The sequence below is a fragment of the Nostoc sp. ChiVER01 genome, assembly GCF_034531155.1.
Taxonomy (GTDB): domain Bacteria; phylum Cyanobacteriota; class Cyanobacteriia; order Cyanobacteriales; family Nostocaceae; genus Nostoc.
Genome location: NZ_JAVRBS010000015.1, coordinates 187,329 through 199,243, shown reverse-complemented (window position 1 = coordinate 199,243; position 11,915 = coordinate 187,329). Strand labels below are relative to the sequence as shown.

11 protein-coding genes and 1 pseudogene are annotated in these 11,915 nt (G+C 42.1%); 8 read left to right on the top strand and 4 right to left on the bottom strand.

Features of this window, described 5'->3' with window-relative positions; genetic code table 11:
- The 7 genes and pseudogenes from RMY00_RS20490 to RMY00_RS20460 form a co-directional block, all read left to right on the top strand.
- Nucleotides 1–83, top strand: a pseudogene (locus tag RMY00_RS20490) (photosystem II protein D2); the annotation flags it as partial.
- A 704-nt stretch (nt 84–787) separates the two neighbouring features.
- Nucleotides 788–1,069, top strand: a complete 282-nt coding sequence (locus RMY00_RS20485; protein WP_322649297.1) for a 4a-hydroxytetrahydrobiopterin dehydratase — start codon at nt 788–790, stop codon at nt 1,067–1,069.
- A 69-nt stretch (nt 1,070–1,138) separates the two neighbouring features.
- Nucleotides 1,139–1,282, top strand: coding sequence for a hypothetical protein (locus RMY00_RS20480; RefSeq protein WP_322649296.1), 144 nt, complete (start codon nt 1,139–1,141; stop codon nt 1,280–1,282).
- 427 nt (nt 1,283–1,709) lie between these two features.
- Entirely contained in the window at nt 1,710–3,440 is a 1,731-nt protein-coding gene (locus RMY00_RS20475) for an iron uptake porin (protein ID WP_322649295.1), read from the top strand.
- A 537-nt stretch (nt 3,441–3,977) separates the two neighbouring features.
- Nucleotides 3,978–4,940: a cysteine synthase A gene (gene cysK / locus RMY00_RS20470; protein WP_322649294.1), complete on the top strand. Its 963-nt coding sequence runs from the start codon at nt 3,978–3,980 to the stop codon at nt 4,938–4,940.
- A 15-nt stretch (nt 4,941–4,955) separates the two neighbouring features.
- A complete protein-coding gene (locus tag RMY00_RS20465; protein ID WP_322649293.1) occupies nt 4,956–5,657 on the top strand; it encodes a J domain-containing protein in 702 nt (233 codons plus the stop codon).
- A gap of 135 nt (nt 5,658–5,792) precedes the next feature.
- On the top strand, nt 5,793–6,665 hold the full coding sequence (locus RMY00_RS20460) for a 6-carboxytetrahydropterin synthase (protein ID WP_322649292.1): 873 nt from the start codon (nt 5,793–5,795) through the stop codon (nt 6,663–6,665).
- A gap of 111 nt (nt 6,666–6,776) precedes the next feature.
- On the opposite strand, the gene RMY00_RS20455 is transcribed toward RMY00_RS20460, so the two are convergent.
- From RMY00_RS20455 to RMY00_RS20445, 3 genes are read right to left on the bottom strand one after another with little or no spacing between them, the layout of a single operon-like run.
- On the bottom strand, nt 6,777–7,334 hold the full coding sequence (locus RMY00_RS20455; protein ID WP_322649291.1) for a Uma2 family endonuclease: 558 nt from the start codon (nt 7,332–7,334) through the stop codon (nt 6,777–6,779).
- Between the two features lie 32 nt (nt 7,335–7,366).
- Nucleotides 7,367–8,359: a PrsW family intramembrane metalloprotease gene (locus RMY00_RS20450; protein ID WP_322649290.1), complete on the bottom strand. Its 993-nt coding sequence runs from the start codon at nt 8,357–8,359 to the stop codon at nt 7,367–7,369.
- Nucleotides 8,352–9,272, bottom strand: coding sequence for a class I SAM-dependent methyltransferase (locus RMY00_RS20445; protein WP_322649289.1), 921 nt, complete (start codon nt 9,270–9,272; stop codon nt 8,352–8,354). Before RMY00_RS20445 ends, RMY00_RS20450 begins: the two co-directional genes overlap by 8 nt.
- 324 nt (nt 9,273–9,596) lie before the next feature.
- On the opposite strand from RMY00_RS20445, the gene mscL reads away from it, so the two are divergent.
- On the top strand, nt 9,597–10,028 hold the full coding sequence (gene mscL, locus RMY00_RS20440) for a large conductance mechanosensitive channel protein MscL (RefSeq protein WP_322649288.1): 432 nt from the start codon (nt 9,597–9,599) through the stop codon (nt 10,026–10,028).
- Between the two features lie 190 nt (nt 10,029–10,218).
- Here the strand turns inward: mscL and RMY00_RS20435 are convergent, their stop codons facing one another.
- Nucleotides 10,219–11,898 (bottom strand): DUF3352 domain-containing protein, encoded by a 1,680-nt coding sequence (locus RMY00_RS20435; RefSeq protein WP_322649287.1) that lies wholly within the window; start codon nt 11,896–11,898, stop codon nt 10,219–10,221.
- Nucleotides 11,899–11,915: the final 17 nt, after the last annotated feature.

Here is an 11,915-nt window from a genome sequence, read left to right as displayed (position 1 = left end):
GCGCTTGGATGGCTCCTCAAGATCAACCCCACGAACAATTTGTATTCCCTGAGGAAGTTCTACCTCGCGGTAACGCTCTCTAATATTGAAAGCTGATCATGACTCAAGTCATGGTTGTGGTTGCCGAAAATTGACACTAACTAGATTAAATAATCTCTTTTGCATAAGCCAATAAAGTGTCAATATTCCCCATTCTCCAGTCATCTCCTGCCTTTTGGTGGGGGATTTTTTTATTTTTTATATATCGTTAATATCTATAAATTTATGTGTTATCTTATATGAAGGTTATAAACCCGGAGCAAATGCTCTGCCCTTTTGAGACTAAGACCGCTTAGGCAACAAGGAGGTGATGCCCATGATAGAAAGTAGTAAATGCATGGGTCATCAGGTTGCAGTTAGCCGGCTGTGTGCCGGGGCTGTTCTCTAAAAGTTAGCCTTAGTTATCTTTGAGATACTAAGTTAGCTCAATTAGCTAGGCAAGCTCGGAGTTCCTTCCGGCAGTCTGGTTGCAACCTGAAGACCCGCTAGACCGCTCTGAGATAGATTATCTGATCTAACTCAGAGCGGATAGTCTTTTGTGGGTAACTTTTTTAACTTTAGATTAAAAATAAAAATATTTTGCATTAAACCTTGGGTTCTAACTAGATGTAAGCAATAGAGTCTATTCATTAAGTCTAATTTAAATATAGATACATGTCTTATGCTCTAGTTGCTCCTCGCATCGTTTTTCTATGGAGAACAAAAGGAATTTTATCTAACGTTAAAGATGTAATGTGGCTTTTTTGATATGGCACAACTACTAACTGAGGCAGAAATTCAAGAAAGTGCAAAGGTTCTGTCCGGTTGGACTGTTAAAGGCTCCAACTTAGAGATTACCCGCACATTCAAGGATTTTATCCAAGCAATTGAGTTTGTTAATAAGCTGGTGGAGCCTGCGGAGTCGGTAGGACATCATCCAGATTTAGAAATTTCCTACAACAAAGTGAAGATTGCACTCACAACACATGATGCAGGTGGGCTGACGCAGGCTGACTTTGATTTAGCACAGGCGATTTCCCAAATTAACTAAGTAATTTATTCTGATTATTCTGACATCTTTAAATACTTAACTGGAAGTCACAGCGACGGCAGACGCAGAATGTATGAAGCTTTAAGATTAGAAGTACAGGTTTTGGTTTGGAGTGCGCTGGTTTCAAAACTTTTGATTCATAAGCTGCTGGTGTTTGCGATCGCAATAGCAGATAAACTACCTCGCATAAAGACTTTGCCTAAATTTGTATAGCTGAGTCAGTATGTTTTTATTTCTATGCAAATTTCAGTAGGTCTAAGTGCAAGAAGGAATGTTTACTCACAATCTGCTAAGTGTCTAAGCTTTGGCCAATTTAGCCTGCGTAGCCAGTGAATGCCCTAAAGCCTACTCTCTGTTGAGATATTTAGATAATTATATGTGACAGTTCTTAAGGCGATCACTCTAATCTTGTCATCTAGATCCGATGTTTTATAATGTTATGATATAAAGATATGTTTTTGCATAAGTTAATCAGATAAGTTTTTAACCCTAAGTTAATCGTTTATTTAGCTTTGCAAAAACTAAAATTGTAGTAGTGGCAACTATGCCTCATCCACAGGTTTCAATCAGATGTCGCATTTTTGAGAATTAGGTGTAACGAAACCAATTATCTAAACAAGGTGTGAGGAGTTAAGAAAAGATGTCTAGTATATTGTGGAAATCCTTAGTGGTTAGCCCAGCAGTTTTGGGAGCAACATTGTTAGTTTCGGCAACCGCAATGGCGGCTCCAAACAAGACCACTGAAGTATCACCAGCTGCACAACCAGGTGTAACTGAAGTTACCCAACAGCCAGAAACATTGGCTCAAACAACCATTGATGAAGTTAATCGCTACAGCAACGAAGGCAACCAAAATAATTCTCAGTCTCAAGTAACATCGGTTTCTCAATTTTCTGATGTACAACCCACTGACTGGGCATTCCAAGCATTGCAGTCCTTGGTTGAGCGGTATGGTTGTATTGCAGGTTACCCAAATGCTACTTATCGCGGTAATCGTGCTTTGACCCGTTATGAATTTGCCGCAGGTTTGAACGCCTGTTTGGATCGGGTTAACGAATTGATTGCCACAGCAACAGCTGACCTAGTTACCAAACAAGATTTAGCTACTTTACAACGGTTGCAAGAAGAATTTTCGGCAGAATTAGCAACCCTACGTGGTCGTGTAGATTCCTTAGAAGCGCGGACTGCTGAATTGGAAGCTAATCAGTTCTCCACTACCACTAAACTAGTTGGTGAAGCAATTTTTGGCGTTAGTGATGTGTTTGGAGGTAACAGTGGCGACAATAACAACACTGTCTTCCAAGATCGGGTACGTTTAGACTTGCAAACCAGCTTCACTGGTAGAGACATTTTACATACACGTCTGGCAGCAGGTAATGCAACAGCTTTTACACAACTTGATAACGGTGGGAATCAGATCAGGACTGCTGAAGGTACACAAACGTTTCAAGTTGGCAATAACAATGGTAACAACAGTGTCAATATAGATCGTTTGACTTATGAAGTTCCTATAGGTCCAGCCAACGTTTACTTAGCAGCTGCTGGCGGACGACACAGCCATTATGCATCCGTCAATAATCCTTACTTTTTCGATCAAACTGATGGTGGTAACGGCGCTTTATCTACCTTGGCTTCTGAAAGCCCCATCTATCGGATTGGTGGTGGTGCAGGTATAGCGCTGAATCTACCCCTTGGTAAAGGTCAGGGTATTCTAGGAAATAGCTCAATCACTGCGGGTTACTTGGCATCTAATGCTAATAATCCTGGTCTGAGTTCAGGTCTAACCAACGGCGATTACGCAGCTCTTGGACAGTTGAACTTTAGTGTTGGTAATCGCTTGGCTTTAGCGGCTACCTACGTCCACGGATATAATACCGCAGGCAATTTCTTGTTTAACTCCGGTACTTCATCAAACGTAAACAACGCTTTTGGATCTTCTGTTGCAGTAGGTACTAATCAAGCTAACACTCTACAAAACGCAGGTGTGAGCAATTCCTATGGTGTGGAGGCTGCGTTTAGACCTAGTGACAAGCTGTCAGTTAGTGGCTTTGTCTCTTACCACGATGTCACCGGCTTTGGTGCAAATGATGATTATCAAGCTTGGAGCTACGGTTTAGGGGTAGCATTACCTGATTTTGGTAAAAAGGGTAACGTCTTAGGTCTTTTTGCTGGTGCAGAACCTTATTCGTTTAACCGGCCAGGTTTTGGTGGTAACAATGATATACCCTATCACTTTGAAGGCTTTTATAAGTATCGCGTGTCAGATAACGTCTCAATTACTCCTGGTGTAATTTACTTGACTTCTCCTGGTCAAAACAGTGATAACGATGATGCAATTATCGGTACGCTTAGAACAACTTTCACCTTCTAGAGTATTGACAATCTGGCAATAATTTAACTTTATTGTTCCCCGCCATTAGGCGGGGCTTTTTGTTGTTAGTAGTAGCAAGAAACCCCAGTAGTTAACCGGAGTATACTATAAAAGTTAGGAGTGGTGAGTTAAAAGTTCTAAGTTAAGAATTAAAAATTTCTAACTCTGGCAGTTTTAATTTTGGGAAAAGTCTAAGCGTCGCTTTTTAGTGAACAGAACTTTTCAAGAGGAATTTTGAATTTTGGTAAAGCAGCGCGGTCTTCTCTCAAGGGGAGACGCCAAGGGCGATAGCGCAGCGTTAGCAAGTTATCGAGCGTCTGGGGTTTTTCCCTATGAGCGACTGCTATTAGGGCAACGTAAAGCCAACTCTTAGAGAGGCTTTGCCAACGGCATGGCTTCTCTACAAGACGCTACACGAACGCTTAGAGCAAGGTACGAACGTCTCCCGAAGGGATTAAATAAAACATCTAACGGGAACGATAAAACCGAACAGGATTAATAATAAATGACTTTTGACTAATAACTAAGGGCTAGATTATGCGAATTGCTCGTAACATTACAGAACTGGTTGGTCGTACACCCCTAGTGCAATTGAACCGCATTCCCCAAACAGAAGGATGTGTTGCCGAAATTGTAGTGAAATTGGAAAGTATGAACCCATCGGCATCAGTCAAAGATCGGATTGGGGTGAGTATGATTAACGCCGCCGAAGAAGAGGGGCTGATTACTCCTGGGAAAACAATATTAGTAGAACCTACTTCTGGAAACACAGGAATTGCTCTAGCAATGGCAGCCGCAGCTAAGGGTTATCGGTTAATTTTGACGATGCCAGAAACAATGAGTGCGGAGCGACGGGCAATGTTGCGGGCTTATGGAGCAGAACTGGAACTAACGCCAGGGATGGAAGGCATGAGTGGGGCAATTGGGCGGGCGCAACAAATGGTTAATACGATGCCTGATACTTATATGTTGCAGCAGTTTCGCAATCCAGCCAATGCAAAAGTGCATCGGGAAACTACAGCAGAAGAAATTTGGGAAGATACCGATGGACAAGTAGATATGATCGTAGCAGGGGTGGGCACAGGTGGTACGATCACTGGTGTAGCAGAAGTGATTAAAGCACGCAAGCCTAGTTTTAAGGCGATCGCAGTTGAACCATCCAATAGCCCAGTTTTATCTGGGGGACGACCAGGGCCACATAAAATTCAAGGGATTGGGGCTGGGTTTATTCCCCAAGTTCTTAAGATAAAATTGATTGATGAAGTGATTACTGTCACCGATGAAGAAGCGATCGCTTATAGTCGGCGTTTGGCAAAAGAAGAAGGGCTACTATCTGGTATTTCCAGTGGAGCAGCTTTATGTGCAGCAATTCGCGTCGCCCAACGCCAAGAAAATAAGGGACGTTTAATTGTGATGATTCAGCCTAGTTTTGGTGAGAGGTATTTGAGTACACCGTTGTTCCAAGACCTGGAAACAAGGTTAGCCGCTAGCATCAGCTAACGATAAATTGAATTAATGGTCAATTCTAAGCACGTTTCTAACCATTACGAAACTCTCAAAGTTAGTCCAAGTGCAAGCCTTGCGGAGATTAAGCAAGCCTATCGCCGCTTGGTTAAGTTATTTCATCCTGACAGCAATCAGGAAAGTGCCGATCGAGAGCAGATAATTCGCATCAATGCAGCTTATGAAGTCTTAGGCGACAACCAAAATCGCCGCGATTATGACCAACAACTGCAAGATGACTCTCAAAAATTAAATAGCGATCGCCAACAGCGTACAGCATCAGCGCAAAAGCATTACCAGACAACACGAAAAACTGGACGCGATGTTGACGAGCAAGTTGAGGAATGGCTGCGCCAAGTTTACCAACCAGTAAATCGCTTGCTTTGTACCATTCTTTATTCCTTAGAAGAACAAATGGAGCAATTAGCTGCTGATCCTTTTGATGATGAGTTGTTAGATGAATTTCAGGAATACTTAAAAACCTGTCGAGATGACCTCAAGCAGGCACAAACTACTTTTCGCTCCCTACCGAATCCGCCTAGTTTAGCAAGAACAGCCGCTCACCTTTACTACAGCCTCGATCAAGTAGGAGATGGACTCGATGAATTAGGTTACTTTCCTTTGAACTACGATGAGCGTTATTTACACACAGGTCATGAACTATTCCGTATAGCTACAAGATTACACTGCGAGGCACAAGCATCTGTTACATAGTCATTAGGAATTGGGCATGGGTAAATTTCGCTGGATGCCAAAGGACTAATGACTAGTAACACATAACTTAAGAATTAGTTTATGCTGGAAACAGAGAAAGATTAAGAAATTTTAAATTCTGCTCATAGTGTACTCATGCAATGTATTGTTAACCGCCGCGCCCAGTTTTCGGCAAGTCATCGTTATTGGCTACCAGAACTGAGTGAAGCTGAGAATATTGAGAAATTTGGTGCTTGCTCTAGATTTCCGGGACACGGACATAATTATGTCTTATTCATCTCCTTAGCTGGGGAATTGGATGAATATGGCATGGTGCTGAACTTGTCTGATGTGAAACACGTAATTAAACGGGAAGTTACGAGTCAATTGGACTTCTCTTATCTCAACGATGCGTGGGCAGAATTTCAAGAAACTCTGCCCACCACTGAGAATATTGCACGGATTATTTGGCAACGACTAGCACCACACTTGCCTTTAGTCCGTGTGCAGTTATTTGAACATCCTGAACTTTGGGCAGATTATACGGGAAACGCAATGGAAGCCTACCTCAATATCAGTACTCACTTTAGCGCCGCCCATCGGCTAGCTCATCCTAACCTCAGTAACGAAGAAAACACTGAGATTTATGGTAAGTGCGCTCGTCCCCACGGTCACGGACACAATTATCATTTAGAAGTCACTGTGAAAGGGGAAATTGACCCACGGACAGGGATGATTGTTGACTTAGGTGCTTTGAACCAAGTAATAGAAGATTATGTGGTTGAGCCATTCGATCACACCTTTTTAAACAAAGACATTCCCTACTTTGCTGAAGTTGTTCCCACTGCTGAGAATATCGCTCTTTACATTAGTAATTTACTGCGATCGCCTATTCAAGAATTAGGAGCTAAACTTTACAAAGTGAAACTGATTGAAAGTCCCAATAACTCCTGTGAAATCTACTGTACTGAATCTGAATCAAATTCAGTCAGCGCAACTGCGAATCAGCCAGTATTAGCAAGCGTTTAGGTAATTGAAAATTTAGTTAGGCATAGGACATAGGGAACTGATATCATCCCAATGACGCCAGTTGCTTCAAGTCGGCAGAGCCGCCCAACGCACTGGCTCCCCAATGCCCACCTAAAAAAGTTTACTTACTAAACAGTTGAAACCAGGTAGCAAAGGACTTGTTAACTCATCTTGACCGAATAAAGTAGCTGCCAACTTTAATGCAGCCTGTTCACGGCGATAAACCTCAACTTTCTTTTGTATAGAATCACAAATCCAATATTCTTGAACACCTTGGACTGAATACAGCTTTAGCTTTGTTTCTTTGTCGCGTTTTTGGTTTTTTTCACCGGGGGATAAAATCTCTACAACTAACTCCGGTGCGCCTGTGAGATGTCCAGCTTCATCTAGTAAGTTTTTTAAGCGTTCATGACTTGCCCACACCACATCAGGGATCACATTGTCAGAATCTGAGAAAATAATTCCAGGTGCGATCGCAGCTTTACCTAAACTAGTTTGATCTGACCAATTGTTAAGAACTGTAACAATATTACCACAACTTGATTGATGATCCCAACTAGGTGATTTGGTCACAAATAGTTCTCCATCAATAATCTCATAGCGATTTCTGCGATCGCCAGCAAATAGTTCTAGATCAGCAGTCGTCCAACGCACTGGAGTTGTTTGCATAGAAACCCCCTAGCATTTTTCTAAATCATATTTTAAAAATACCGACGACGAGCGGAATGTCGCAAATACCGATAAATGCCCCAAGCTAAAACTCCGAAAAAGAGATTTAGTGAAAAGCGACTAATTATAAACCACAAAATATCAACATCAAAAAGCTTTGACGGACTCAAGGGACTAAGAATCCTGACTAAAAGAAACAGCCCAAAAACAGCATTTCCACCCATTATGAGGGCAAACAGCACTAAACTCCTCTGCCAGTAACGGTGTTGGGGTGTATGGCCTGAAATCAGGGTAATGGCGGGTTTGCCTTGCACTTTTCGCAGTAATTGTTCTAGTCGCCAAAACATCCACAAGAGAAATGGGAATAAACCATAACTCAGGAAACCTAAAGGCAGTGAGTAACGCCAAGCACTTGATAAAACATTAACTAGGGCATGACAGATTACAGAATTTAGCCAAGCCCTAAAAATGAACGTTTTGTCTTGATTTAACCGAATGTTCGAGGAAATATAGATTCCTAAAGCATATCCCCAAGGTGCAGAGAACATGGCGTGGACTGGCATACCGATTATACGGTCTAGAATTGAGGCTGTATCGTGGAAAAGGTAAATCCAATTTTCTTCGGCAGTGAATCCAAGGGCAACGGCTATGGTGAAGAGGAAAACGGTAGATGCAAATAATCGATACTTGCGTTGCAAATAGTAGATTGGGACAACAACCGCTACAAACTTGCAACCTTCTTCAATTGGGCCTACTTCCACAAGCTGCCGCAAGGCTATTCCAGAAAGTGTAGCGCAGCGACTTGTCGGCAGACATAGCTTGATCTGATGCCAGTCTACAACCCTGTTGACTACAATTTCAAAAATCCATTCGAGGCTAAGGGCTAAGATACCAGATATTGCGCCGATGATAAAAAACATCAGCAACTTTAAAAAAGGTGGGGCAAATGGCACTCTACAGTAGTAGTAGCCTAGCAGCAGCAAAGGTGGTATTGCTGCCCAGAGCAGTAAAGAAAAATCAACCACTCACCTGAGCAAGTACTGTGCGGTGACGGTGGGTATTGTTAGTGATAGTGGGAGTTTGGAAACCTGCCTCAACAATAGCTTGCTCAATATCTAAACCGAAATATTCATCTAAATACGGTTCTGTACTTTTGAGCAAAGTCAAAATATAGGCTGGCATTTTTTGGTAAACTTCAGATTTTGGATTCATGTCCATGATTGCCAAGTAGCCACCCGGACGCAGCAAGCGCCGCATTTCAGCTAAAATCTGTCGAGTTGGCGATTGGGGTAATTCGTGGCACATCAGGAAAATGGAAACTAAATCAAAAGAGGCATTAGGTAGCCCGGTAGATTCCGCTTGGGCATGAAGCCAGTTTATTTTAGCTTGACGTTGCCCAGCGCGGTAATTAGCAACGGCTAAGAAGTAGGGAGATAAATCTAAGCCTGTGATTTTGGCATGGGGATAAATTTCTTGCATGGTAAATGTACTCAAACCCACACCACAAGCTACATCGAGGATGTCTTGGGGTTGATTGGGGATTTGCACTTTGAGGATATCGTGGTAACTTTGGCGCAGTTTAGCATCTCCTTCCGCTCCAGCATCTTGCCAAATTCCAGCATGGACAGTACGGGCAGCGACTTCTAGCTCACAAGCGGCTTTCCAACTTAGGTTTCCACCTTCATAGGCATGGAATGACCGCAAATAGTATTCTGGGTAGGAAAGCTGAGGATTTTCTACTTGAGCTAGATCAGCCTTCCAATCACGCGCCTGTAGAGTTTTGACTTCTTGTGTCCAAGGCACGCCAATTCTTTCGGCACGTTTAATCATCATTTGTCTAGCTTGGTGTTTGGCTAGGTTGGCTAAAGGTTTGATTGCCAGTACGCCATTTACCAAACGGGAAGCTAAACCAGGATTAGTGTTTACAGTAGTGGTCATAAATTAATTTGCGTTCAACAGCCTTTTTTACTTATGACATACTTGCTAGACAGCAGTCTAGAAATGAATTGAATTGTATAACGGCAGTCTGTCTCCTTTGACTTGCCCCAAGCAACAAATATTATAGAAAGTTGACATTTGCAGAGCAGCAAACTTCTGAGAAGATTTAAATCATACTGGTTTACATTTTGTATTTATCAGAGAATTTTATTCAAGACTGGTAAAATTTTGATACTTAGCAACATTTCTCTCAACAAGAATGGCAAAAAACTGAGTGTCATTTATAAAGAAAAGTACAGTAAGTTCAGCTGATTGGAGTCAAATATGGGCAGAGCAAGAAGAAGAGCAACTGGCTTTTTAAAAGATTTTCAAGAATTTGCCCTAAAAGGCAATGTAGTTGACTTGGCGATCGCTGTGATCATTGGTGGTGCTTTTGGCAAAATTGTCACTTCCTTTGTTGAAGATGTGATCATGCCATTGATTAATCCCCTGGTTAGTTTTGCTGGCAAAGACTGGAGAACAATCGCCATTGGCCCGGGAATCAAGATTGGTCACTTTCTTGGCGCAATAGTTGACTTTGTAATTATTGCCTTAGTTTTATTTGTGGCAATTCGAGCCTTACAAAAATTCAAGAGACAAGAAGAAGTAGCCGATGAACCCTTGCCAGATCCTAATCTTGTAGCCCAAGAAAGATTGACTGGCGCTTTGGATAGACTCAACCAAACCTTGGAAACTCGGAATAATCAAGTTTTGTGAGTAGTAAAGGGATTAGGAGTGAGAGGATGAGGCGGCAGAGGAGCATAATTAATCACCAATCCCCCTCAATAGCGCTGTTAGTAGTAGTCGGACTTGAGCCAGTGCTGAGTTAAGAATCTCACTTATTTACACGGAACTCAAGACAGGCTAAACCCTAGCTATCCGCTAAATAACTGTTTTGTCCCATGCCCTACTTTGTACTAGGCTTAAGAGCTAACAACATCTCCAATTCACTGGTAGATTTATCAGGGCTATTAGCGGTAAAACCAAGACCACGAATGGAACTCAAGATGGTGATAGCATTAGCGTCAGATGAGATTAAACTCTTGATCAAAGGCACAGTTTGAGTTTTGTCCATATCTAGGTAGAAATAGCCGCCGTTGGGCTTTTGCAAAGAACCCGTAACGGCTTTGAAGGTATCGCTATTGTCAAGAGATGGATTTTTGCGATCGCCGATTGCTTCAGCAACTGGGCCACCAAGAGCTACAAATACAGTATCTTGATCTAGCCAACCATGTGACAATAAAGCTCCCTGTCTGGGGATTTGCCATTCAGTTACGTCTTTCCCACCAATATTTCTGTTGGCAACGTTGATTTGTTGGGTTTTGGCAAGGGTATCCAATTTCGTGAAGGTGGCTTCGGCAGTTTTGCGATCGCTAGTATCAAATACTAAAGCACCTCCAAAACCAACATTTGCTAACACGCCTTGATTGGATGGAATCGCACCAAAGGCAAATTCCCCATTCATCCAGCCAAAAATATCTTTATCCAGGTCAATATTGACAAATTTCAATTGTCCTCGCACCTGTTCAAGACCTTGTTTCATTTCTGGATAATTTTTTGACTCTTCTACTAGCGTTTCCCAGCCACGGCTGATACCATTTCCACTAATCAGAGCAAAAGTACCAGTGGGAAATTGCCCGACTATATTTCCCGGACTTGATTGATACTGAAATTTATTTAGTTGCGGATCTAAATTAGCGATCGCTTTTACCCGCACTCCCGCATCATCAACACCAACACCCGCCACCACAGATTTTATCTGCTTAAGTTGCGTCAGCGCTTGTGGAGGTAACTGCTTTGCCTGCCGGCTTCCGGCTGCTAATTGCTGTACCATGCCTGCATAATCTGGTATATAAATTTGGGCGAGGCTGTTTTTGACATCCACTCTTTTATTAAGGATGCTGCTTGCATCTTCTTTACTGGCAAAAGAAGACTCTCCTTTAAAGGTGTCAATTGCTTTTTCTACAGCTTGCTTTTCGGGTGCTAATACTAAGTGACTATTATTTAAAACTACGCTATATGTTGGCTTGCTATTTTCTGTAGTTTCTATAATTTTTTGACCTTTATAGTCAGATTCTTGAAATTTAACTCCTTTTTGTGACTTTAATTTGTTAGCAAAATTCAAGGCGTTGAGTTTGTCCTTGATTCCCACTACGATCAAGATATTTGATTCCTGCTGTACATTGATTGGCGCATTAGGTGTTTGAAAAGATGCTTTCAACTGCGCCGATTTAACAGGATTAGGTGGCAATACAGCAATCATGACACCACCAGCCCAAGGCTTTATATCTTTTTCATAAGAAACGTTACTGTCACTGAACACTTGCTGATTGAAATTTTCCAGACCTTTTGCCACTAATTTTTGTGCTTCTGGAGTGCCAAACTGCTGTAACTTTGCCCAGGCTTGAGAGTCAGTAGTAATATAAGTTGCCATCAATGCTGTTGAAGGTACGAGTTTAGCGCTGCCTAGAGCGTCTGAGCTAGCTCCTGATGGGGCTTTAAAATACGTATAAGCTGCTATACCTCCTGCGACAAGTACAGCAGCACCAACAGCAGGAATGAGAAACTTAGATTTACTTTCAGGCATTTTGTTATCCTCTTTTG